Below are 23,821 nucleotides of genomic sequence, written 5' to 3' on the forward strand. Positions count from 1 at the left end.
TGTGCGAAAGCGGGTTTATTGCAAGCCTGTGTATGTATCAGCGCCGCGGATACAGTCTGATACAAACACCGGCGTTTTAGCTTAAAGAGAGAGGCGGTAGCGGACGTAGTCGTCAGCCTCGCCGTATTTGTCATACAGTTTACGCGCCGGGTTGTTCTCCCGGGTGACCCAATACAGTTTTGCCCACCCTTCGCGCTTGCCTTCCGTTATCAGGGCATCAATGAGTGCCTTCCCGGCTCCCGCGGCGCGTTCGGTGGCATCAACGAACAGATCTTCCAGGTAGCAAACGGGGGCCGTTGACCAGGTGCCTTCGTGGAGAATGCACATCGCGAAGCCGATGACCTTTTCGTCTTTCTCTACCACGCGGCAGAACATCGGGGAATGCGCGGAGAGCGCCCTTTCCCATGTCGATGCGGTAACCGATTCATCGAGAAAGCAGTCATAAAAATGGGTATAGCCGTCCCACAGCGGTCGCCAGTGGGAGTAATCGTCTGCGCGTAAAGGTCTTACCGTGACAGCCATGCGTTCCTCACATTACATATTGATCGCCATTTCAAAACAGCGTAAATCAGCGCCCGCCATCCGCGAGTGATGATATTTTTCGCTCAGCGTAGCAAACCCCAGCTTCTGGTAAAACGACCGGGCATTAGGCGTTGCATCGAGCGTCAGGCGGGTTATCCCCCGGCTGCGGGCCTCCTGTTTGAGCGCCTCGATAATCCGGGTCGCCATGCCTTTACCGGATGCCGCAGGCAAGGTGAATATCGCCTCCAGGCAGTGGGTATCCAGATCCAGATAGCCGGTTGCCGCAATCTCGCCCTTTTCATCTTCCACCACGTAAAATGGGTATTCAATGACCATTTGCCGGTAGCGTTCGGGCATCAGATCGGGCGTCCAGCGCGCAATGACGTCCGCGTCGTAACTGGTTTTGCAGCCGTGACGGATCGCCTGATTGCGAATATTCCAGAGTATTTCGGCTTCCTGCGGCTTCGCTTTACGTAACGTCATATCACCTCTTTAACGGCTATTTAACCGGATTTCACGTGCCAGTCTGGCAAGACGCTGAGTGCGACAATAGAGGGTAAACAGCACAAAGCCGCTGCTGTTCATCACCCCCCGACAAAGTAACAGCGCGAAGCATGCAATGACCAGTGGCCAAAGGCTTCCGCCATGAGAAAACAGGAGATGCAGCGCCTGAACGAGGGTCATGACCAGCAGAATGATGAACAATGCCATAAACCCCAACAATCCCGACGTCTTCCCTCGGGCCAGAAGCACGCTGATAACAATGAGCGCGCCTGTCATTAATAATGATGGTACGAAAAAGCTCAGCGCATGGTGTAAAGGTGACAGCCCCCGCAACGCGCTGAGAAAAGGCAGCAGATTTAACGCAAACGCCACTAAAAACAGAGGTAACAGCGCCGCTACCGGGTAAGGATTTTGACGCGGAAGCTCGCTGAGGGGACGAGAAAAATATTGTTCCTCTTTGCCATGCTGAAGGAGATCCTGAAAAACCCGTCCGATTAAAAGAGCCAAAAAACTCATCATTTTTTCGCCATCAAAAAGAGGTTGCCCATTTTTGGTAGGGAATAAACCCAGCGCGCCTCAACTGAATGTGATAGAGATGAAAATACCAGAACGCAAACAAAATCATAACGCTTAAATATGGAGATCCGCGGATGACGATACCTACCCTCACGACAGAACGCTTGCTGCTAAAACCGCTGGTTGCCGAAGATGCCGCCCAGATACAAAAGCTCTATCCGCGCTGGGAGATCGTCCGCTATATGGTCTCTTCCGTGCCCTGGCCCTACCCGGATAACGGCGCGGAAAACTATGTTAACAACGTGGCGCTGCCGGATATGGCAAAAGGGATTGCGTGGTTCTGGAGCATCCGCCGTCGCGAGGTGCCGGCCGCGCTGATGGGCATTATCTGTCTGTACGATGTGGAAGATAACAACCGCGGGTTTTGGCTGGCGCCGGAGTTTCAGGGACAGGGATATATGCGCGAGGCCAGCATTGCCGCAACGGATTACTGGTTTAATTCGCTGAACAAACCCGTACTGCGCGCGCCGAAGGCCGCCGCTAACAGCCGCTCCCGCCGTATTTCAGACAGTAGCGGTATGCGGCTTATCAGAACAGAACAGAAAGCGTACGTCAGCGGCATGCTCGATTCCGAGCTGTGGGAGATCACCCGCGATGAATGGAACGCCCGTCAGGTTAGCTGATAGCGCTTATCCGGCATCAGCCTTTCCGGAATGTTCTCTTCATCGTTCATCTGCAGCAGATCGCGTTCCATCATGTTGCAGATGGCGTCCAGCGGCAGGTCGTTATTTTCGGTGCCAAACGGATCTTCCAGCTCTTCCGCCAGGGTGTCCAGCGAGATAAAGGTGTAAGAGATTAGGGCCGAGACAAAGGGCGTCATGTAGTGCAGGTCCACAACCAGCGCGAACGGCAGCATGATGCAGAACAGATACACCGTGCGGTGCAAAATCAGCGTGTAGGCGAACGGCACCGGCGTTGTTGCAATACGCTCGCAGCCGGAAAGGACGATGGACATGTCGTTCAGACGGTTATTCAGGCTGTGGAACAGAATGTCTGAGAGTTGCCCGTTACGCCGCCGCACGGCCAGCCACTCCCCCATGATCAGCAAAATACGGTTCGCCGGTGAGTTGGCGTCCATGACTTTACGTAAATCATCCGCAGCAAGATAGCGAGAGAGTTGCTCAGCGTTCAGTTCCCGGCGCAGGGTCATGCGCAGGCAGTTGGCGAAAGCAATCTGCAGACGGACAAACTCGCCCAGGTGCTTATCGTCGGGCAAGGTGTTTTTTACCTCGCGAAACAGCGAGCGTGCCGCTATCATCAACTGCCCCCAAAGCTGCCGGGCTTCAACGTAGCGGGAATAACAGGCGTTGTTCCTGAAACCCAGAAAGATAGCGATCGCCACGCCGAGAATGCTAAACGGCGCCACGGTAAATTTGATGCCCAGTGAGGTATACCACGGCAGCATCAGGATAACGGCAATAGAAAGCAGGAAGTTGAGCAGCAATCGGGTATAGATCTTGGGAAGTACCGAACCGTGCCAGACGAAAATCAGTTGTAGCCAGTGCTGTTTAGGACGAACAATCATAGTGAGATTCAGGAAAGAAAAGAGCGCGGCTATTAAACGTGATCCCCCTCACAGTTGCAAGCATGTTAACAGAACATTGCATTTTCTCTCCTGATTAGCGAAAACCGCACGGTGCTGAAGCTGTTTTTTAAAAACAGTGCAAATAGTATGTTGTAACTAAATAATATCGTATTTAAACCCGGCCGAAGCCGGGTGAATTCATTAGCAAAGCGGTTTAACCGCGGCGCGCATGCCCTTCAGCAGAATGGCATCCAGGTCCAGCGTGACCTGGTCGACAAGACCACTCACCTGCGTCAGATCCTGTTCCCAGTGCTCGCTCACGCTCAGCACCGAGTGTACCAGCTCGCGGGTGCTCAACTGGCGATCCCGATGCTGCGCCCAAAGCTGCTGATAACGTTCCAGCCAGGACGCATCGTCCTGCACCGGATAGCTCTCCCCGTTACGCTCCGCGCGATAAAACGCGATCAGCGCCGCTAAGGCAAACGTCAGGCGCGCAGGTAATTGCCCCGTCGCCTTCTGCCCTGCCAGCAGCTGCGGCAGGATGCGGGTGCGGTATTTGGTCATGCCGTTGAGCGCGATGGACAGCAGCTGGTGTCTGATGTAGGGGTTACGGAAACGTCCTGTTACCGCGCTTGCGAAAGATTCCAGCTCGTCACGCGGGAGATCGAGCACCGGGATAATTTCCTGATAAATCGCTTTCTCGACGAACGCGCACACCTCTGCATCGTTCATCGCCTCGCCTACCGTGTCCAGCCCCGCCTGGAAGGCGACCGGCACCAGCGCGGTGTGTGCCCCGTTCAGGATGGCGACCTTGCGCTCTTTGTAGGGCTTGATGTCATCGACAATCAGCACGTTCAGCGGGTGCTTATCCAGACGAAGCTCGCGCGCAAGGGATGCCGGGCCCTGAATCACAAACAGATAGAAATGTTCGGCCGTATCAAGGAACCCATCGTGATAACCGAGCTCCGCTTCCAGCGCGGCCACTTCATCGCGCGGGTAGCCCGTCACGATGCGGTCAACCAGCGTCGAGCAGAAGCTGTTGGCGTCGTTTAGCCAGCGGGTAAAGGCGGCAGGCAGCGCCCACTCCTGCGCATAGCGCAAGACGAGTTCGCGCAACGCATCGCCGTTGTAATCAATCAGTTCACACGGAATGATGATCCAGCCTTTGTCCGCCGCACCGTTGAAGTGGCTAAAGCGCTCAAACAGCAGCCGCGTCAGCTTCGCCGGATAGCTCACCGCAGGGGCATCGTCGAATTTGTCACCCGCGTGGTAGCTGATGCCGGCTTCGGTGGTGTTCGAGAAAACAAACCGCATATCCGGATTGTGAGCCAGCTTCAGAAACGCGTCATAGTCGTCGTAGACGCTGATTTCACGGTTAACGGAGCGGATAAGTCGGGCGTCGCTCACCGCCTCGCCCTGCTCATTCAGGCCACGAATAATCGTAGTGTACAACCCATCCTGCGTGCTTAGCGACGGCGGGAAGTCGCTCTTAATCGGGCGAACGATGACCACGCCGGCGTTAAGGTCGGTATGTTCGTTCAGCAGGTCGATTTGCCAGTCGATGAAGGCGCGCAGGAAATTGCCTTCACCAAACTGAATGATGCGTTCCGGATAGTGCGCACCGGGAAAATCACGACGGTTGAGAGTGTCCACGTTGGGTTCCTTTTATAATTAGTCATACAGCCTGATAAGATTGGTACGATAACTTATCAAAACTTAACGACCAGAAACCCTGTTTTGATCAATCCGCGGTGCGGTTGTGCAAAATAATTATAAGAACTTATAGAACACGGACGTGGCCGTCATGGCTCCGTCCGGCATCAGCGCATAGCGCGGGATCTCACCGACCTTTTGCCAGCCGGCTCGCTGGTAGAAGGTTTCGGCCCCGCTGCCGGTGGAGGTATCAAGCACCAGAACGGAGATGTTCCGGGCCCTGGCCTCAACTTCAAGCGCTTCCATGAGCGCCATCGCGGCCCCTTTCCGGCGCGCTTTCTCATGAACCAGCAGCTTCGCCACGTCCGCGCGGTGCGGCTGGTTTTCCGGCTGGTCAACGATCAGCTGCACCGTGCCAATAACGCCGTCCTGCGGGTCGACGCAGGCCAGCACCAGACGCTCGTTGCGTCCTGCGCTGTCTGCCATACCGCGCCAGAAAGAGCGGGCCTTATCGAGGTTAAAGGGAAGCATAAAACTGACGGATGCCCCGCCGTTTACGCAGTTTTCGAGGATCCCGGCCAGCGCATCAAGATGGGTAAGAATCTCTTCCCGGGTGAGGGTTTTGATTTGCAGTGAGGTATTCATTGTTGTTCCTTACGTTGAATACCCCACTTTGCATTTAACATCTTTTTAACGCAAACGGATCGGACATAGGCTTTTGTTATGTCAACGAGGCCGCTGGCGCTGCTGCTTCATGGCATACATTTTTTCATCGGCGTCCTTCAGCCACTGCTGGAGGTCATTGCCGTTATGATCGAATTCGCTCAGCCCCCACGAGAACAGCAGCGACCAGGGGTGAAGCTTCCGGGCGTTGTAGTTTTCCACCTGCTCGGCAAGATACTGCATCGCAATCCAGGCGCCCTGCTCGTCGGTATCCGCGAACAGCACGGCGAACTCATCCCCGCCGAAGCGCACCAGTAGATCCGCCTCGCGGAAGGAGGCGCGCATCAGCTGCGCCATGGCCTTCAGCGCCTTATCCCCCTCTTCGTGCCCGTAGCGATCGTTAATTTCCTTAAAGCGATCCAAATCCAGCCAGCCGAGCGTCAGCGGCTCAGCCCGGCGTCGGGCAACGGAAAGCGTGAATCTCACGAGCTGATTGAAGCCCCGACGGTTGAATAACCCGGTTAACTCATCGGTGGTCGCCGCGCTGATTGCGGCAAATTCATCTTCGGCCAACGCGCCAAGGTCTCCCAGCACGGCGAGATCGGCCGCGGAAAACTCCCGGGGTGCGTAATCAATCAGACACAGCGAGCCCACGCTTGCGCCATCGCGCAAGCGCAGCGGGAAGCCCGCGTAGAAACGCACGCGAGGTTCACCGGCCACCAGCGGATTATCCGCAAAACGATCGTCCTGCAGCATATCCCCCACCACCAGCGGTGCTTCGGCAAGGATCGTATGGCCGCAAAACGAGATGTTACGCGGGACGCTGTCGGGCGCCTGGCCGTCGGCAGACTTCACGATTAGCGAATGCTCATCAATGAGGTTGACCATCGCCAGGGGCACCTGGAAGAAGCGTTTCGCCAGGCGCGTGAGCCGGTCAAACGCCGGGGAACTGTCGATCTCAAGCAGGCCCGATTCGCGCAGTGAATTCAGTCGGTCCTTTTCATTTTCAGGGGTTGCAGGTGCTTTCATAATGTCTCCTGACGTAAAGCTTTACTAAAAGCGTAGCTTAAACAGAGACATTGTCAGTGTGTTAAGCCGCTTACTATTCACGTCAATGCCTTATGACGATTAACGCAGCTCTGTTTCGCTCCCGGCGGGCGCAGCAACATGCTCGTGCGCTACCCGGGCGCTGGTGCGGTTTCGACCCGCTTTTTTTGAACGATAGAGATGATCGTCCGCTTCGGCCATCAACGCGTTGAAGACCTCGGTCAACTGCCATGACTCAGACTTTCCGCTCCCGAGGCCAATACTCACCGTCAGATGGAGCGTTTGCTGACGCCATGTAAAAGGATGATTGGCAACGGTGGTTCTGATACGTTCTGCCAGCGCGTAACCGCTTTGCGCATCGCCAGAGTTGACCACCACCGCGAACTCTTCTCCGCCCATGCGCGCGACCATTCCGTCTTCGCCGACCACCTGCTGAACCTGGCGGGCAAACGACGCCAGCACGCGATCCCCACACTCGTGGCCGTAGTTATCATTAATGCTTTTGAAATAATCGATATCCAGCAGCATGACGGTCAGAAAACGCGAATGGCGGTGCGACTCTTCATGCTTTAGCGCCTCATAAAGCCCGGAGCGCGAATAGACGTGCGTTAAGAAGTCATAATCCGCCCGCAGCGAAACCTGGCGGATCAGGGAATTAATCGCTGCCATGCTCACGGACACCATCACCGGGCAGATCGCCATCGTGGCAATACCCAGCCGGGCTGAGAACATCATGGGAGTCGTAAACGGCGTCGCCACGGCAATATTGATTACCGAGTTGGCGACCAGAATGATTTCAGCGGCACCCGTGATAAACGTCAGCAGGCAGGTCGCAGGCAGCGAGTAGCGAACCGCACACCAGATAAGCGCAGGCAGCGGAAAGACGAGACTCCCCGCCCCGCCAATCACCACCGACGCGGCCACCGAGACGAGCAGCGCGATAACCGGTAACAGCTGCTCCATGCGTAGCCTAAATTCACGCACGGGCATGCCGATGGTAAGCATACACGGCACCACCAGCACGCCGGTTGAGAACTGCTCGCTAAACCAGTCGGCAAACAGCGGCCAGAAGGTATGGCTGTCGATCCCGACCGACCCTACCGCGCCGAGCAGCGCGCAAAGCAGCGCCGCTATCAGGCAGTAGTTAAACAGGCGTAACGCGTTAAGCGGATCGGGGGTTTTCTTCATCAGCCGCCTGTCGCGCTGAACCAGCACGGCGACCACGACGATAAAGATCATGTTAGACAGGTTAATCACCACCGAGGCCATACCCCAGTTGGTCGTTACCGCGTCGTACAGCAGCATCGCGACATAGCACACCGCATAGTAATGCAGGCGATTCAGGTAAACATAGCGGGCGAAGATCCCTGCCATCACGCCATTCAGCGGCCAGAACAGCGACAAGGCCTCAACCAGCCGGAGTTCCGCGCCCACAAAATAGAATAAGGTGGTGAGAATAAAGATCGTCGTTGCATTACGCAGCGGCGCGTCCGGTTGAAAGAACCTGAAGGCAGTGAGAGCAGAACGCATTAAATATCATTCCATATGATAGCTTATGGCAATTATTGCGGTCGTCAGCGTTGTCGGGACTAACTTAGGATGCATCTATAACACAATTACAACAGGAGCATAACTCGTCAAATTTGGGTGTTCATCTGTAACACCAGCCAATGGTGGATCACGCCGACGATGTAATGCTGCTGCTGCGCCGTGAGTGCAACCCCAGCCGGAATGCTGTGCCACTTAGCCAGGCAGCCCCGACAGCAGGTGGCCGTGGCGTGCTGGGCGATAAACACCGGATGACCGCGCATGGGGGTCTGCTTACCGTCGTTCGCGGGGTGTGCGGGTGCAAGGCGCTTTTCGACAAAATCAGCGGCATGCTGGTCAATGGTTTCGGGGCCTTTGTCCCAGCAGTACTGTCGTTCCTTCTCGCCTAAGCGAAAGCGCGAACGAAAGGTCGATCGCGCCAGGCGGGAAAAGAGAGGATCCAAATCGGACATCAGTATACGGACCGCCCCAGACGCTGGGTCAGTTTCTCCAGAACCGCCACCCCAGCGAGTGAATTTCCCGTTTCATCCAGCTCCGGGCTCCAGACCGCAATCGCCATTTCATGTGGCACAATCGCCACAACCCCGCCGCCGACGCCCGATTTCGCCGGTAAGCCGACGCGCCAGGCAAACTCCCCGGCGTTTTGATACATCCCGCTGGTTGCCATCAGCGCGTTAACCTGGCGGGCCTGTAGCGGTGATACCACTTCCTGATCGAGATGCGGCGCGTGCCCCTGGTGCGCCAGGAACAGGAACGTTTGAGCCAGCTCAATACAGCTCATTTTCAGGGCGCAGTAATGGAAGTAGTTTTGCAGCACCGTCGCCACATCGTTATGGAAGTTGCCGAAGGATTTCATCAGCCACGCGATGGCCGCGTTACGGGCGGAGTGTTCAAACTCGGAACGTGCCACCAGCGGGTCGTAGGCAATATCGTCAACGCCCGAAAGCTGGCGAACAATTTCAAGCATGCGCTGGCGCGGCGCGCTGAGGCGGCTTTGCAGCATATCGCAGACCACCAGCGCCCCGGCGTTGATAAAGGGGTTTCGCGGTTTGCCCTGTTCGATTTCGAGCTGGAGCAGTGAGTTAAAAGGCTGGCCGGAAGGATCTTTGCCCACGCGCTGCCAGATCTCGTCTTCTTCATACTGGCGCATCGCCGCAACCAGACTCAGCACTTTAGAAATGGACTGAATGGAAAAACGTTCTGCCGCATCGCCGGCCTGGAACCGCTGTCCGTCGATGGTACAGATAGCAATCCCCAGCTTATTCCCGCTGACCGAGGCAAGGGCCGGAATATAGTCGGCAACCTTCCCCTTTCCCAATAACGGACGAACCTGCGCCAGAATCTCGTCCAGCATCTCATTATGGATGACCGCAGCCACACTTTGCTCCTTGCCCTCAGGCTAAAACGGGCTGCGAGTATAACAGAGGCTTATGTATTGCGTCAGGCGCTAAGACGAAAACGCGAAACGGCCTGCAATAAAAGATTGGATTGCTTTTGCAGACGTTCCGAGGCCTCCGAGGCGTCAGAGACCAGCCTGTCCGTCTGGCGCGAGACCTGATTCAGCGCCTGAAGCTGACGCGTCATCTGATGAATACTCTCCCCCTGGCTGAGCGTGGCGGTGGAGATCTCATTCAGCAAACTGCTTAAATTGCCCACCAGACCGGTGACCTGCTGCAAATTCTCCTCCATCAGGTTAACGGCGCGGGAGCCGTCCTCAATGCCCTGCAGGGAGCGGTTGATCAGCGCCTGAATGGTCTGCGTCGAGTGGCTGCTCTTTCTCGCCAACAGCCCGACCTCCCGGGCGACGACGGCAAAGCCGCGCCCCTGGTTTCCGGCATGGGCTGCCTCAATGGCGGCGTTCAGCGCCAGGATGTTCGTCTGAAACGCGACGCTGTCGATCATCGCCACGATCCCGCGCATCTCTGAGGATCGGTCGACAATCGCCTGCATCGACGCATTCACGGTAGACATCATCTGGTCGCCGCCCGCGGCAGCCTGACGCGCTTCATCCGCCCGCGAGCTGGCGAGCCGGGCATAGCCGGTATTCCCTTCCACATGGGTTTCCAGCGCCGCGATATGCGCCGTTACGTCCTCAAGCTCTTTCGCCTGGCGCGCCGACTGCTGGTACAGCTTCTGGTTACCCTGCGCGAGGGAGCCAATGTTCTCCACCATGGTGGCCGTAGCGTGGCTAACCTGCGTCACCAGCTGCTGCAGGCCGTGCTGCATGGTGGCAATACTGTCGCTAAGCTGCCCGACTTCCCGGTTAAAGCGCCTGACGTCCGGCGGCGTGGCGGAGAGATCCCCCGCCGCCAGCTGGTTAATATGCGCAATGAGCCGGCGCAGCGGCGTAATCACCCACCGGGACATGCCAAACCAGACGGCAACGGCGATGGCCAGCAGCAGCACCGGCGCAAACAGAAATAGCGTTTGCAGCCCGGAGAGCTGTGCCATCAGGCTTTGACGCCCCTGCATGGCCTGCTTCTCGCTTGCCTGCTGATAGCGCGCATAGTTGTCGTTAAAATCAGTCTGAAAAGCCTGAGACGGTACGGCAAAAAAAGCGTCGATGGTGTTGGTTTTCATCAGCCCTTGCGCCTGCTCCTCGATCGCGCCGTAGAAAAGCTGATAGCTGTTCACCAGGGCATCGTCTTTCGGCGGGTTCAGCGCCAGCCAGGCCTTCCACGCCTGCTGAGAAACCGCCAGCGCCTTTTGCGCGTCATCCATCAGGCTGTGCCAGCTTCCGTCGGAGCCGGTCTCTTTATCCTGCATAAACCAGACGCCGGAGCGGTTAAGCAGATCGCTTGCGGCCAGCAGGGAGACGCGGGCCAGATCCAGCCTGCTCTGCTGCTGCCAGGCCAGCAGATTGCGCTGCTCGTTGCGCTGGGCTTCGTTCAGGGAGGCGTTGAGCAGGAATGACGAGGAGAGTTGCAGCGCAGAGAAAAGGCCAATAATACAAAAAATACCCGTCAGCAGGCCAAAACGACGAGGTGTGAGACGCTGCGCAATACGGCGAAAAATTTGCGTTAGGTTCATGATTTTCTTCATTAACAATGCGTTAGACGCGTGGGAGTCTACGAAATGAAAATGACAGAACCATTGCAGAGAAATGACAACGGCCCTCGCGATGAGGGCCGAAAAATTATACGCGATCCTTCCACACCGTCTGCACGTTGCAGAACTCGTGCAGGCCAAAGTGGGAAAGCTCGCGGCCAAAGCCGCTTTTCTTGACGCCACCGAAGGCCACGCGTGCATCGCTGGCGCTATAGCCGTTGATAAACACGCCGCCGCACTCCAGCTCGCGAGAGAATTTATCCGCAAGCGCTGCGTCAGCGGTAAAGACGGTGCCAGACAGGCCAAAGTCGCTGTCGTTGGCAAGCGTCAGGGCGTGCTCCGCGTCTTTCGCAACCGTAATGGCCGCGACCGGACCAAACAGCTCCTGGCGGAAGGCGGTCATCTCAGGCGTCACGTTGCCGAGCACGGTCGGGGCGTAATAATTGCCCTCACCGCTGATTTTCTCCCCGCCAAGCAGCAGCGTTGCCCCTTCTGCCAGCGTGGCCTGCACCTGCTGATGCAGTTCATCCCGCAGGTCGTAACGCGCCATCGGGCCAATAAAGTGCTCTTCCCGATCCGGTGCGCCCAGCTTCAGCGCAGAAACAGCCTCGACAAAACGTTGGGTAAAGATGTCGGCGTTACCCTCCTCGACGATAAAACGCTTCGCCGCGGCGCACACCTGCCCGGTATTCTGGTAGCGCCCCGCCACCGCCGCCTTCACGGCAAGATCGAGGTCGGCATCGTTAAGAACGATAAACGGATCGGAACCCCCCAGCTCAAGCACGCATTTTTTCAGCGCAGCCCCGGCCTGGGCGCCAATCGCCGCGCCGGCACGCACGCTGCCGGTGACGGTCACCGCCGCAATACGCCGATCGTTAATCGCCTGGCTTACGCCGTCATTGGTGGCATTCACCCAGCCGAAAACGCCCGCAGGAATACCGGCGTCAGCCGCTATCTGCGCAATCAGTTCGGCCGAGCCGAGCACGTTTGGCGCGTGCTTGAGCAGATAGCTGTTTCCCGCCAGCAGGATTGGCACCGCGCCGCGCAGCACCTGCCAGAGCGGGAAGTTCCACGGCATCACCGCGAGAATCGGCCCCAGGGGACGGTATTCAATCACCGCGTTATGGTTTTCCACCAGCGTGGGTTCCGCGCGCAGCATCGCCGGGCCGTGCTCGGCATACCAGTCGCACAGCGCGGCGGATTTTGCCACTTCCGCCCGCGCCTGCAGGATCGGTTTTCCCATTTCACGTGAGATCGTCTGCGCCATCTCTTCAGCGCGATTTCGCAGCGCGGCGCCGAGATCGCGAAGCTTCTGCGCCCGGTGGGAAATGCTTTCGCGACGCCACTGGCGATACCCCGCGTCGGCCTGAGAAATGGCGTGTTCAACCTCTTCCGGCGTCGCCCACGGATACGCGGCGAGGGTTTCACCCGTTGCCGGGTTAACAGAGAGGGCATGTGTAGCAGATGAATAAGTCATATTGTTCTCCACGTATTTCGGTTGATTGATTGTGGTCCACTCTGCTATTTCTTAAAAATGAATAATATTAACCACCTTGTTCACGAAACGAGAATGCTATGGACTTAACCCAGCTTGAAATGTTTAACGCCGTCGCGCAGACGGGCAGCATCACTCAGGCGGCGCAGAAGGTGCATCGCGTGCCGTCCAACCTGACGACCCGCATCCGCCAGCTGGAAGCTGACCTGGGCGTTGAGCTGTTTATTCGTGAGAATCAGCGTTTGCGTTTATCCCCCGCCGGGCATAACTTCCTGCGCTACAGCAGGCAGATCCTCGCCCTGGTGGATGAGGCGCGCATGGTTGTGGCGGGCGATGAGCCGCAGGGGTTATTTGCCCTCGGCGCGCTGGAGAGTACCGCCGCGGTGCGCATCCCTGAAACGCTGGCGCTGTTTAACCAGCGCTACCCGCGCATTCAGTTTGCCCTTTCTACCGGGCCATCCGGGACGATGATTGACGGCGTGCTGGAGGGAACCTTAAGCGCCGCCTTTGTTGACGGGCCTCTGTCGCACCCGGAGCTGGAGGGGATGCCGGTCTACCGGGAAGAGATGATGCTGGTCACGCCTGCCGGGCAGGCGGAAGTCTCACGCGCAGCAGAGGTCAGCGGCAGCGACGTTTACGCCTTTCGCGCAAACTGCTCGTACCGTCGACACCTGGAAAGCTGGTTTCATGCGGACAGAGCCGCGCCCGGCCGCATTCATGAGATGGAGTCCTATCACGGCATGCTCGCCTGCGTTATTGCGGGTGCGGGCATCGCGCTGATGCCGCGCTCAATGCTGGAAAGTATGCCGGGACACCATCAGGTTGAGGCCTGGCCGCTGGCGGAAAACTGGCGCTGGCTCACCACCTGGCTGGTGTGGCGGCGCGGGGCGATGACCCGCCAGCTGGAAGCCTTTATAGCGCTGCTAAACGAACGTCTACAACCAGCGCCTTCTCCATAAACAGGCTGAGCGGATCGTCAACGTACGGGGCAAACGCCGGGCGCATTTCGTATCCGCACTGTTCGTAAAGCCGAACCGCGGCGTGCTGTTTGATGCCCGTCTCCAGCCGTACCGTATGGCAATGACGGCTCAGGGCCTCATCTTCCAGGGCGGCCAGCAGCGTCTCGCCGAGGTGCTGCCCACGATGAGCCGGGTCGATGTAGACCCGCTTCATCTCCCCCGTTCCGTCGCCGTTGAGCACGATGGCCCCGCAGCCGACCGCCTGAAGCTGCTGGTCGCGAATGACCATCAGGATAAGCGAGGCTTCCGGCAGCGCAGCCAGGTCGAGCAGATGATTGCTTTCGGCGGGATAGAGTTCGCTCTGGTAGCGGTCAAGCGCTGCGATCAGGGTGAGAATGTCCGGATGACGTGCAGATGCAGAGGAAATGGAATACATGGCAGGCTCCTTGCTAGTTTATTTTTAACATAGCGCAGGCCTGCCGGGGTGCTTCATAGTATTAACTTATGTCATGACGCCAGCGTGAGCGGGATATCCAGCGCCCGAAGCTGCGCCTGCGTCGTTTCATCCAGCCTGCCGTCGGTGACGATATCCGTGAGGGTATTAAGATGCGCCACGTTAAACAGCGACCAGGCTCCGTACTTGGAGCTGTCCGCCAGCAGCACGCGACGTTTTGCATTGGCAAGTAAATCACGCTTCAGCGCGGCCTTCTCTTCCGTTGGCGAGGTTATGCCGCGGGTGATATCCCAGCCGTTACAGCTGACAAAAGCCACGTCCGGCCAGACGTTTTGCAGCAGGCGACGCCCGTGTTCACCGATGCAGGACTGGCTTGAATCATCAATGCGCCCGCCGATGATCGTCACTTCAATCTGGCGGAACTCCGAGAGAAACAGCGCGATGTGCAGGTCGCTGGTGATCACGCGAAGCGGCAGATGCGTCAGCTGGCGCGCGAGTTCAATCATCGTGGTACCGGCATCAAGCACAATGGCGTCCCCCGCTTTAACAAAGCTCGCCGCCGCGCTGGCGATGGCGTGCTTTTCCGCCAGGCTGCGCTGCATTTTTTCATGCGTCGTAGGCTGGGAAGGAATATACCGGTTGAGGGTAACCCCGCCATGGGTACGGCTGATCACCCCTTCCTGATCGAGCTTGATCAAATCCCGGCGAATCGTCGCCGGCGAGGCATCGGTAATCGCCACCAGCTGATCCACCGTCACCAGATTGTGCCCTTTCAGGTAATCCATTATCTGCTCTAACCGGTTATATCCCTTCATATCATTCCCGTGTGATTTGCATAGCCAACTGAATAGACACCGTCATGCTCTCAGACTTGGCTTTACCGGTCCATGCAATATCGAACGCGGTTCCGTGGTCTGCAGAGGTACGGATAAACGGCAAGCCGGCGGTGATATTCACCCCGTCGTAAAAGCCGAGCAATTTTAGCGGAATATGCCCCTGATCGTGATACATCGCAACGACCATGTCATACATTCCTTCGTAGCATTGCATAAATACCGTATCCGGCGGACACGGTCCGGTGACGTTTAACCCCTGCGCTTTCATCGCCGCAACGGCCGGGCCGACAATTTTGATCTCTTCATCACCAAACAGACCGTTCTCCCCCGCATGTGGGTTAACGCCGGCAACCGCGATGCGAGGATGCTCGAACCCGACGCGCTTCAGGAAGCTATCCGCAATGCCAATCACGGTTTTTACCCGATCCTGATTGAGCGTATCAAGGAATTTGCGCAGCGCAATGTGGGTGGTGATGTGAATCACCTTCAGCTTATCGGTATACAGCACCATGGCGTAATCTTTGCTGTTGGTCAGGTGCGCCAGCAGTTCGGTATGCCCCGGATAAAGGTGACCGGCCAGGTGTAGTGCCTCTTTGTTCAGGGGCGCCGTTGCAATCGCTTTCACCTCGCCCGCCATCGCCAGCTCGGTGGCGCGCTTCACGCAGCGATAGGCCAGATCCCCTGCCGCAGCCTGCACGACGCCCGGCTGTAGCGCATCGGGATCCGCAAGCGGTTCGTCAAGCACGTTGATTACGCCGGGGGCAAAACGCGCGTCGCTCACCGCGTCGATAATCCGCATATCCGCCTGCCCGGCGATCCCTTTCTCCAGCACCCGCTGCAGCGTTCTGGCACAGCCGACCACCACCACGGGCGCCCCTGACAGCTCGCCCCCGGTGAGGGATTTGATAATGATTTCCGGGCCAATGCCGGCCGGGTCACCCATGGTTACAGCGATGATTTTAGTCACTCAGTCTCTCCTCGATAAAATGCAAAACCTCAAGCAGCGTCTCTTCCTTTCCGAAGCCCCCTGCTTTGGTCATTACCGGCCGCTGCCAGCTACAGCCCAGAAATTGTCCAACCGGTACGCACCGTGCGATGCACCCGGTTATTTCAAACCCGCGGGCATCCAGTGCCCTGGCGACGGCCATCGCCACATCGCCACCGGAGACGTACAGCGCGTCCGGCTCGTGCGCCGCAAGCACCCGTCGGGTCAGCTCGCCTAAAAACGTACAGATCTTTTCGCCCAGGCCCGCGCGGGTGACGTGATGCTGCTGGCAGAGCTGCTCCACCTGATGGCGGGCCTCGTGGCCCGCGCAGGTATGCACGATGCAGTGATGCCCAGCCTGGAGCACCTGCGCAATTTCTTCGATATAACTAACCGCGTCGCCGCGCAAAGCGTCATTCACATCGATAAATACCGACGAGACGCCCCTCTTGCCTTTAGCCCGCGTAATCTGCCGTTGAGCGATTTCACTCATCGAGCCCACCACGGCCAGCAGCTGTTTGTGTCGGGCCGGGGCCAGATGCCGGGCCAGCGCATCGCACAGCCCGGCCGAGCCCACCAGCAGCGGGGTCTGCGCGCATCCCAGCGCGGCGGCGATAATGGCGTCCAGCTCCTCGTCGGTCTGCGCATCAACGATGAGCCACTCCGTTCCCTGCGCCAGTTCGGCTGTCAGCGTCTCCACGGTCACGTTTTTAGCGCTCACGTCGGTAAACATGTCAGCAATAGCGGCAGACGGAACGGGCGTTTTGGGATCGCTGGCAAATTCGGTTTCATTCACCGGAATGCCGTTTACCAGACACCTGCCGTGCCGCGTGATGCGCCCTGCCTCGGGGTATGCCGGGGCCACGATCGCCTGACGCTTGCCGCTTAACGCCTTCAGGGCCTGTGCTTCCGCCCCCGCGTTGCCGCGCAGCGTGGAATCCATCTTCTTGATGAGCCAGCGGGCATCTGCGATATCCGCCCCGAGCGCGGCCACCTTTTCCGCCGCCTGCGATGCCCGCAGCGCCCGGGAATCGGTGTTGACGATCAGCGCATCGGCCGCCTGGGTAAAGGGCGTATGAAACGCCACGCTGACTTTTTTGCCGCACAGCGCCAGGCTGACGCCGGCGTCGTTAGCGCCGGTAAAGTCATCCGCGACGACCACGACCTCTCTGTACAGATTGTTCACTTTCATCCCCCACTCCGGGTTCGCCTTTCCTGTTAATGATTATATTCAATCATGATTGATTATATGTGAGCAAGATCAAGTTAATCAGTTTGCGAATAAATTATAAATTTAGCCACACGATGACCATGAAGCGTCTTATTTGAGCGAAATCAATCATGGGCACAGAGACAGGAGAAAAGCGTGGTAACTATCAACAGCACCATTATTAGCGGCGCAAATGCTATCGCCGCCATCAGGCCGTTACTGACTGATAAAACGCAGCTTTTGCTGGTGACGGACGGCAATATTGCGCGTCTGGAGGCGGCAAAGCAGATCCGCGCGATCCTCGAAGAGGACAACCGTCGCGTCACGATTATCGACACGGTGCCGCCTGAACCCTCCCACCACGACGTGAGCCAGCTGCTCGGCGGGTTAACGGGTACGTTTGGGCTGGTCGTCGGGCTCGGCGGCGGTAGCGTACTGGATGTGGCCAAGCTGCTTTCCGTGCTCTGCCACCCGCAGTCACCGGGGCTGGACAGCCTGCTGGCGGGCACAAAACCCGTGGCGCGCATCCCCTCGCTGCTGATCCCGGCCACGGCCGGGACCGGATCGGAAGCGACGCCGAACGCCATTCTGGCCATCCCGGAGCAAAACACAAAGGTGGGCATTATCTCCCCCGTCCTGCTGCCCGACTACGTCGCTCTGCTGCCGGAGCTGACGACCAGCATGCCAGCGCACATTGCCTCATCCACCGGGATTGATGCTCTGTGCCATTTGATTGAGTGTTTCACCTCAACGGTCGCCAACCCGGTCAGCGATAACGCCGCGCTGATGGGCCTGTCAAAGCTGCTCAACAACATTGAAACGGCCTGCGCAGAGCCGGGCAATCTGCTGGCGAAGCTGGAGATGCTGTGGGCGTCTTACTACGGCGGAGTCGCCATTGCGCACGCCGGCACGCATCTGGTTCACGCCCTTTCCTATCCTCTCGGCGGCAAATATCACCTGCCGCACGGCGTCGCCAACGCCATTCTGCTGGCGCCCTGCATGCGAGCGGTTCGTCCCCACTGCGTGACGAAATTTGCGCAGGTCTGGGATTTGGTGCCCGGCGCGGAGACGACGCTGTCAGACGAGGAGAAATCCCACGCGCTGGTGGATTACTTTGGTGCGCTGGTGCGCAGGCTCAACCTGCCGGACAACCTGGAGACGCTGGGTGTCCCGCGCGAGGACATCGCCGCACTGAGCGATGCGGCCCTTAACGTTAAGCGGCTAATGAACAACGCCCCTTGCCAGGTCAACCATGACGAAGTGCAGGCAATTTACCGGACGCTGTTTCCCCAACATTAATATCGAAGGAGTGAGAAATGCGTAACACAATCAGGGGCGTGCTGACGGCCATCGTGACCCCCTTTGACGCGGAAGGCGCGCTGAATCTGCCGGGCCTTAAACGACAGATCGACCGTCAGCTCAGCGCGGGCAACGGCATCTTCTGCGGCGGCACCAACGGCGAGTTCTTCGTGCTGAACGAAGAGGAAAAAATCGCCGTCACCCGTACCTGTGTCGAAACGGTGGCCGGGCGCGCCCCGGTCGTGGCGCACATTGGGGAGATCTCAACCCGCGACACCATCCGTCTGGGGAAACAGATCGCCGCCCTGGGCGTCGATGCCGTATCCGTCATTACCCCTTACTTCGTGCCGCTGAAGCAGGCTGAACTCGTCGCGCACTACACCGCAATCGCCGACGCGCTGGCCGTACCGGTATTTCTGTACAACATACCGGCGCGGACCGGCAACACCATAGAGCCCGCCACCGCACGCGCGCTGGCCGAACATCCCAACATCATCGGCATCAAGGACAGTGCCGGAAGCTACGAGAGCCTGCGCGGATTCCTCAATGCGGCAAGCGACATTGACGGGTTCGACGTGCTCAACGGTCCGGACTCGCTGATCCACCAGGGCTTTGTCGACGGCTGTTCAGCCTGCATTTCCGGGCTGGCGAACGTGGCGCCGGCGGCCATCAACGCCATCTGGTCACGCTTTAACGCGGGCGATATTGAAGGCTCCCGCCTGGCGCAGGAGAACGTCACGCAGCTGCGTACCGATCTGTACAGCGTGGCGTTTTCGCCTGCCGCCGTCAAAAAAGCGCTGCAGCTCATGGGAGAAGAGGTCGGCGAGAGCCGCTATGCCGTGGCGTTTAACGATATGCAGCTTGCAGAGATACGCCGAATAGTGACAACGTCACGCATTTAACCGGCGTTGGTTTCGTCCATAAGAATACCGGGTGCCTGAGGTGCCCAGGATTCACTCGCCCTGAAGAGAGGCAAAGATGAATAATTTTACCGCTGAAGATACCCTGATCATCGTGGGCATAGTCATTGCCTACATCCTGTTCACCACCTGGCTGACCTTCCGGATCCGCAGTAAAAACTCCGGGGACTTTATGGAAGGCTCCCGCGCGATGCCGGCGTTTATCGTCGGGATCCTGCTGATGTCCGAGTATATCGGCGCTAAATCCACCATCGGCACCGCGCAGGCGGCGTTTGAAGACGGGTTTGCCGCGTCGTGGTCCGTAATCGGGGCCGCGATTGGCTTCCCGCTCTTTGGGCTGTTGCTGGTAAAGCGCATCTACAACACCGGGAAAATCACCATCTCGGGTGCGATTGCTGAAAAATACGGTAACAGCACCAAAAACATTATCTCCATCATCATGATCTACGCCCTGCTGCTGGTTAACGTAGGGAACTACGTTAGCGGCGCGGCGGCCATTTCCACGGTATTGAAAGTCAACCTCCCGGTAGCCGCCTTTATTACGGCCATTGTCAGTACCTTCTATTTCGCCTTTGGCGGCATGAAGGGCGTGGCCTGGGTTACGGTGCTGCACAGCGCGCTGAAATACTTCGGCATCCTCGCGATCATGGGCTTTGCGCTGTCGAAAACCGGCGGTTTTACGCCGATGATTGAAAACATGCCGGACTTCTACTGGACCTGGGATGGCAACATCGGCGCGACGACCATTTTCGCGTGGCTTATTGGCACCATCGGCTCCATCTTCTGTACCCAGTTTGTCATTCAGGCGATTTCCTCCACCAAAGACGTGAAATCCGCTAAACGCTCTACCTGGGTCGCCTTCTTCTTCTGCCTGCCGATTGCGCTGGCCATCGCGGTGATTGGCGTGGCGGCAAAATACCTGCACCCGGAAATCGACAGCCTCTATGCGATGCCGATTTTCCTGCAGGATATGAACCCGTGGCTGGCCGGGCTGGTGACCACCTCTCTGGTGGCGTCCATCTTCGTCAGCGTCAGTACCGTTGCGCTGGCCATCGCCTCCCTGGTGGTCAAAGACTTTTACGTGCCGATGCGCAATCCGACGCCCGAGCAGGAGTTTAAGGCCACCCGCTGGATCTCCCTGCTGATTGGATTCCTGCCGCTGATTTTAGTGCTGCTGGTGCCTGAAGTGCTGAAGCTCTCGTTCTTTACCCGCGCCATTCGCCTGTCGATTTCCGTGGTGGCCGTCATCGCGTTTTACGCCCCGTTCTTCCGCAGCACCCGCGGTGCCAATGCGGGTCTGATTGGCGCCTGCGTTGTGACCTCGGTCTGGTATCTGCTGGGCGATCCTTTCGGCATCAACAATATGTATATCGCCCTGATAACCCCAGCCGTCATCATGGCCATCGACCGCCTCATTCCGGGAAAAGCGCAGGGTAAAGCGCCAACCCCCGCTCAAAATAATGGAGTCTGATATGTCTGTAACCGTAACCCGCGACGGGATTCTTCGCCCGCAACAGGATGCTCACGTGAAGGCCGCCATGCTGCCTTCCTCTTGCCCACAAAACCACGCGGCGAACCTGCTGCCGCTGCCGGACGGCTCGCTGATGTGCGTCTGGTTTGGCGGTACTCAGGAAGGCATTGCGGATATCTCCGTATGGGGTTCACGCCTGGCGCCGGGCAGCCAGCAGTGGAGCGAAGCGGTAAAACTGTCGGACGATGCCACGCGTTCCGAACAAAACCCGGTTCTGTTCCTGGCCCCGGACAACGTGCTGTGGCTGCTGTGGACCGCGCAGGTTTCCGGGAATCAGGATACGGCCATCGTGCGCTATCGCCAGTCCAGCGATCTGGGTAAAACCTGGGGAGATATCGCGACCCTGCTCGATAAGCCGGGCACGTTTATCCGCCAGCCGATTGTCGTGCTGGACAACGGCAGCTGGCTGCTGCCGGTGTTTTACTGCCGCACCCGGCCGGGTGAGAAATGGGTCGGCAATGATGACATCAGCGCGGTAAAAATCTCCAGAGACGGTGGCAAAACGTGGCGCGACGTCGAGGTGCCGGACAGCCTGGGCTGCGTGCATATGAACATCACCCCGCTTCGCAACGGCACCCTGGTGGCGCTGTTCCGCAGCCGCTGGGCGGACAATATTTATTACAGCCAGTCAACGGATAACGGTGAAAGCTGGTCCGTACCGGAGCCCACGGAGCTACCCAATAACAATTCGTCTATCCAGGTGACCACGCTTGCGAGCGGTGAGCTGGCGCTGGTCTTTAACGCCATGAGCGCCGCCGGCGCGCGGGAACGTCGCGCCTCGCTATATGATGAAATAGACGATGGCGACGGGCGCAAGGAGCCGGTTGTCACCCACGGTCGTGCTGCCTTCTGGGGCGCACCGCGCGCGCCGATGACGGTCGCCATTTCGCCGGACGGCGGGAAAAGCTGGCCGTGGCAACGTCATCTGGACGAGGGGGATGGCTACTGCATGACCAACAACTCGCTGGAAAAGCTCAACCGCGAGTTCTCCTATCCCAGCATCAAGCAGGGTCCTGAAGGGGATCTGCATATCGCGTACACGTACTTCCGCCAGGCCATCAAATACGTGCGGGTGACGCCAGAATGGGTCAAGGAGACAGTATGATTATCGGACATCTCAACGCCCTGCCGCTGGCAGGGCTCCCGCCGGCGCTGTACGCCCTGCTTTCGCGCCCGGACTGCACGCTTAAGGCGCTCAGCGAACGCGATGACGGGCGCTGGCAGCCAGACGATGCGCCATGGTTTTGCCACATCGGCCCGGCGCAAACCCAGCCGCGCGCCGCGCGGCACACGGAGTATCATCATCAGTGGGCGGATATCCAAATCGTGTTAGCCGGTGAAGAATACATTTACGCTGGCGCGCTTCCCGCAGGCAGGCCGGGTGACGAAGAGCGTAAGCCGGATCTCTTTATTGCTTCATCCGCCGAACACAACGTCAGGATACGCCTGGCCGCGGGCGACTTTGCGGTGTTTTGTCCCGGTGAACCTCACCAGGCGCTGTGCGCCGCAGAGGCACCGATGACCGTGCGCAAAGCGGTGTTTAAAATTCCGCGCGCGATGCTGGAGGTCTGACATGCGCCACGCCGTCGTTACCGGAGCCAGCTCCGGAATTGGGGAGGCCATCGTTAAGCGTTTGCTGGCGGAGGGCTGGCAGGTCACCGGGCTCAGCCGACGGGCCGTGATGCCGGATACCCCCGGCTTCACCTGCCTTCGCGTTGATATCACCGACCCGGACGCGCTGAGAAGCGCCCTGCACACCATCGCTACGCCCAGGGCGGTGATCCATGCCGCCGGGATGATGGCCGCCGCGCCGCTGGGCCAGCTGGAAAGCCGCGTTAGCGCGTCACTGTGGCAGCTCCACGTTCTGGCCTGTGAGGCGTTGTTTAACCATTTTGCTCCCGCAATGGCTCCGGGTGGACGGCTGGTGGCGATAGGCAGCAGAACCTCCCGCGGGGCAGCAGGACGATCGCAGTATGTTGCCACCAAAGCGGCGATGGTGGGGATGGTCAGAAGCTGGGCGGCGGAACTGGCTCCTCGCGGGATCACCGCTAACGTGGTCGCGCCGGGCGCCACCCAAACGCCGATGCTCAGCGCGCCCGGACGGGAAACTTCGCCCCCCAAATGTCCGCCAATCGGGCGTCTCATCGCGCCAGAAGAGGTGGCGGGACTGGTGAGTTTCTTGCTTAGCGACGACGCCGCCGCCATCACCGGCCAGGAGATGGTTATATGCGGCGGCGCCTCACTCGGCTAGCGCAGATAGATGCGCCCTTTCAGATACAGCGTCGCCTGGCCGCCAATCAGCACGCGGTCGCCCTTCAGCTCGCAGCGCAGGTCCCCGCCACGGTACGACACCTGGCGGGCGTTCAGTGACGTTTTACCCAGCTTTTCGCTCCAGTACGGGATCAGCATGCTGTGGGCAGACCCGGTGACCGGATCTTCCGGCACCCCTTCCCCCGGGCAGAAGAAGCGGCTGACGAAGTCATACTGCTCTCCCGGTGCCGTCACGCAGACCATTTTATCCAGCGGAAGCATCGCCCCAATATCCGGCGTTAACGCTTCCACCTGCTGCTGGCTCTCCAGCACGACCATGTAATCGCGTCCGACGCGCACCTCTTTCGCCTCTGAGGTGCCCAGCGCGCTAAGCAGCAGCTCGGGTGGGTTTTCGACGATTTCCGTCGTCCATGCGGGGAAGTTCAGCGTCAGCCAGTCGCCGCTGCGTTTGACGGTCAGCTCGCCGACAAAGCGCGTGGTGAAGGTGATTTCGGTATGCGGATAATCAAGGTATTCGAAAATGACGTGTGATGCGGCAAGCGTGGCATGGCCGCAGAGGTTAATTTCATCCAGCGTGGTGAACCAGCGCAGCTCAAACCCGCCGTCGGTGCGCACGAAAAACGCGGTTTCAGACTGGTTATGCTGCTGCGCCATTTTGAGCAGCGTCTCGTCGGGCAGCCACTCTTCGAGAGGACATACCGCTGCGGCGTTGCCGCCAAAGGTTTTGTCGCTGAAGGCATCCACCAGATAAAAATCAATTTCCTGCATTGTCTCT

Annotated in this window: 25 protein-coding genes; 8 read left to right on the forward strand and 17 right to left on the reverse strand. The window is 58.5% G+C overall.

Annotated features, from left to right (window positions below):
- Window positions 1–81: 81 nt before the first annotated feature.
- Genes ABR39_RS20770 through ABR39_RS20780 form a run of 3 tightly spaced genes read right to left on the reverse strand, consistent with a single transcriptional unit; the run spans window position 82 to window position 1,542 of the window.
- On the reverse strand, window positions 82–522 hold the full coding sequence (locus ABR39_RS20770) for a GNAT family N-acetyltransferase (protein WP_047348511.1): 441 nt from the start codon (window positions 520–522) through the stop codon (window positions 82–84).
- Window positions 523–534: 12 nt separating this feature from the next.
- Complete coding sequence (locus ABR39_RS20775) at window positions 535–1,005, reverse strand: GNAT family N-acetyltransferase (RefSeq protein ID WP_047348512.1); 471 nt, start codon at window positions 1,003–1,005, stop codon at window positions 535–537.
- 9 nt (window positions 1,006–1,014) lie between these two features.
- Window positions 1,015–1,542: a hypothetical protein gene (locus tag ABR39_RS20780; RefSeq protein WP_047349059.1), complete on the reverse strand. Its 528-nt coding sequence runs from the start codon at window positions 1,540–1,542 to the stop codon at window positions 1,015–1,017.
- Window positions 1,543–1,676: 134 nt separating this feature from the next.
- On the opposite strand from ABR39_RS20780, the gene ABR39_RS20785 reads away from it, so the two are divergent.
- Complete coding sequence (locus ABR39_RS20785) at window positions 1,677–2,225, forward strand: GNAT family N-acetyltransferase (RefSeq protein WP_047348513.1); 549 nt, start codon at window positions 1,677–1,679, stop codon at window positions 2,223–2,225.
- On the opposite strand, the gene ABR39_RS20790 is transcribed toward ABR39_RS20785, so the two are convergent.
- The 9 genes from ABR39_RS20790 to sad form a co-directional block, all read right to left on the reverse strand.
- Entirely contained in the window at window positions 2,213–3,127 is a 915-nt protein-coding gene (locus tag ABR39_RS20790; protein WP_047348514.1) for a bestrophin family protein, read from the reverse strand. The two genes, ABR39_RS20785 and ABR39_RS20790, sit on opposite strands and share 13 nt — an antisense overlap.
- A gap of 201 nt (window positions 3,128–3,328) precedes the next feature.
- A complete protein-coding gene (locus ABR39_RS20795) occupies window positions 3,329–4,780 on the reverse strand; it encodes a tagaturonate reductase (RefSeq protein WP_047348515.1) in 1,452 nt (483 codons plus the stop codon).
- A 117-nt stretch (window positions 4,781–4,897) separates the two neighbouring features.
- Complete coding sequence (locus ABR39_RS20800; RefSeq protein WP_047348516.1) at window positions 4,898–5,425, reverse strand: GNAT family N-acetyltransferase; 528 nt, start codon at window positions 5,423–5,425, stop codon at window positions 4,898–4,900.
- An 81-nt stretch (window positions 5,426–5,506) separates the two neighbouring features.
- The gene (locus ABR39_RS20805; protein ID WP_047348517.1) at window positions 5,507–6,472 is read right to left on the reverse strand and encodes a sensor domain-containing diguanylate cyclase; all 966 of its coding nucleotides are present in this window, start codon (window positions 6,470–6,472) and stop codon (window positions 5,507–5,509) included.
- A 99-nt stretch (window positions 6,473–6,571) separates the two neighbouring features.
- Window positions 6,572–8,020, reverse strand: a complete 1,449-nt coding sequence (locus tag ABR39_RS20810) for a GGDEF domain-containing protein (RefSeq protein ID WP_047348518.1) — start codon at window positions 8,018–8,020, stop codon at window positions 6,572–6,574.
- A 107-nt stretch (window positions 8,021–8,127) separates the two neighbouring features.
- On the reverse strand, window positions 8,128–8,490 hold the full coding sequence (locus tag ABR39_RS20815) for a DUF4186 domain-containing protein (RefSeq protein WP_047348519.1): 363 nt from the start codon (window positions 8,488–8,490) through the stop codon (window positions 8,128–8,130).
- A complete protein-coding gene (gene glsB / locus ABR39_RS20820; protein ID WP_047348520.1) occupies window positions 8,490–9,416 on the reverse strand; it encodes a glutaminase B in 927 nt (308 codons plus the stop codon). Before glsB ends, ABR39_RS20815 begins: the two co-directional genes overlap by 1 nt.
- A gap of 62 nt (window positions 9,417–9,478) precedes the next feature.
- On the reverse strand, window positions 9,479–11,068 hold the full coding sequence (locus ABR39_RS20825) for a methyl-accepting chemotaxis protein (protein ID WP_047348521.1): 1,590 nt from the start codon (window positions 11,066–11,068) through the stop codon (window positions 9,479–9,481).
- 106 nt (window positions 11,069–11,174) lie between these two features.
- A complete protein-coding gene (gene sad, locus ABR39_RS20830; protein WP_047348522.1) occupies window positions 11,175–12,563 on the reverse strand; it encodes a succinate-semialdehyde dehydrogenase in 1,389 nt (462 codons plus the stop codon).
- A 98-nt stretch (window positions 12,564–12,661) separates the two neighbouring features.
- Here sad and ptrR point away from each other — a divergent pair, with 98 nt between their 5' ends.
- Window positions 12,662–13,540 (forward strand): putrescine utilization regulator PtrR, encoded by an 879-nt coding sequence (gene ptrR, locus ABR39_RS20835; RefSeq protein WP_047348523.1) that lies wholly within the window; start codon window positions 12,662–12,664, stop codon window positions 13,538–13,540.
- On the opposite strand, the gene ABR39_RS20840 is transcribed toward ptrR, so the two are convergent.
- The 4 genes from ABR39_RS20840 to dtnK form a co-directional block, all read right to left on the reverse strand.
- Complete coding sequence (locus tag ABR39_RS20840) at window positions 13,494–13,976, reverse strand: GNAT family N-acetyltransferase (RefSeq protein WP_047348524.1); 483 nt, start codon at window positions 13,974–13,976, stop codon at window positions 13,494–13,496. The two genes, ptrR and ABR39_RS20840, sit on opposite strands and share 47 nt — an antisense overlap.
- A gap of 71 nt (window positions 13,977–14,047) precedes the next feature.
- The gene (locus ABR39_RS20845) at window positions 14,048–14,809 is read right to left on the reverse strand and encodes a DeoR/GlpR family DNA-binding transcription regulator (protein ID WP_047348525.1); all 762 of its coding nucleotides are present in this window, start codon (window positions 14,807–14,809) and stop codon (window positions 14,048–14,050) included.
- Window position 14,810: 1 nt separating this feature from the next.
- Window positions 14,811–15,797: a D-threonate 4-phosphate dehydrogenase gene (locus ABR39_RS20850; protein WP_047348526.1), complete on the reverse strand. Its 987-nt coding sequence runs from the start codon at window positions 15,795–15,797 to the stop codon at window positions 14,811–14,813.
- Window positions 15,790–17,007, reverse strand: a complete 1,218-nt coding sequence (dtnK, locus tag ABR39_RS20855) for a D-threonate kinase (protein ID WP_047348527.1) — start codon at window positions 17,005–17,007, stop codon at window positions 15,790–15,792. Before dtnK ends, ABR39_RS20850 begins: the two co-directional genes overlap by 8 nt.
- Window positions 17,008–17,181: 174 nt before the next feature.
- Here dtnK and ABR39_RS20860 point away from each other — a divergent pair, with 174 nt between their 5' ends.
- The 6 genes from ABR39_RS20860 (at window position 17,182) to ABR39_RS20885 (ending at window position 23,026) form a co-directional block, all read left to right on the forward strand.
- Entirely contained in the window at window positions 17,182–18,324 is a 1,143-nt protein-coding gene (locus tag ABR39_RS20860; protein ID WP_047348528.1) for an iron-containing alcohol dehydrogenase, read from the forward strand.
- 17 nt (window positions 18,325–18,341) lie between these two features.
- Window positions 18,342–19,226, forward strand: a complete 885-nt coding sequence (locus tag ABR39_RS20865) for a dihydrodipicolinate synthase family protein (protein ID WP_047348529.1) — start codon at window positions 18,342–18,344, stop codon at window positions 19,224–19,226.
- A 76-nt stretch (window positions 19,227–19,302) separates the two neighbouring features.
- Window positions 19,303–20,715 carry a sodium:solute symporter family protein gene (locus tag ABR39_RS20870; RefSeq protein ID WP_047348530.1) on the forward strand — a complete coding sequence of 471 codons (1,413 nt, stop codon included), beginning with the start codon at window positions 19,303–19,305 and terminating at the stop codon, window positions 20,713–20,715.
- A gap of 1 nt (window position 20,716) precedes the next feature.
- On the forward strand, window positions 20,717–21,880 hold the full coding sequence (locus tag ABR39_RS20875; protein ID WP_047348531.1) for a sialidase family protein: 1,164 nt from the start codon (window positions 20,717–20,719) through the stop codon (window positions 21,878–21,880).
- Window positions 21,877–22,347, forward strand: a complete 471-nt coding sequence (locus ABR39_RS20880; RefSeq protein WP_047348532.1) for a YhcH/YjgK/YiaL family protein — start codon at window positions 21,877–21,879, stop codon at window positions 22,345–22,347. The genes ABR39_RS20875 and ABR39_RS20880 overlap by 4 nt, the downstream gene beginning before the upstream one ends.
- Before the next feature lies 1 nt (window position 22,348).
- Window positions 22,349–23,026, forward strand: a complete 678-nt coding sequence (locus ABR39_RS20885) for an SDR family NAD(P)-dependent oxidoreductase (protein WP_047348533.1) — start codon at window positions 22,349–22,351, stop codon at window positions 23,024–23,026.
- Here the strand turns inward: ABR39_RS20885 and ABR39_RS20890 are convergent.
- Window positions 23,023–23,814, reverse strand: a complete 792-nt coding sequence (locus tag ABR39_RS20890) for a PhzF family phenazine biosynthesis protein (RefSeq protein ID WP_047348534.1) — start codon at window positions 23,812–23,814, stop codon at window positions 23,023–23,025. The genes ABR39_RS20885 and ABR39_RS20890 overlap by 4 nt on opposite strands.
- Window positions 23,815–23,821: the final 7 nt, after the last annotated feature.

Source organism: Enterobacter genomosp. O (genome assembly GCF_001022965.1).
GTDB classification, from domain to species: Bacteria; Pseudomonadota; Gammaproteobacteria; order Enterobacterales; family Enterobacteriaceae; genus Enterobacter; species Enterobacter cloacae_L.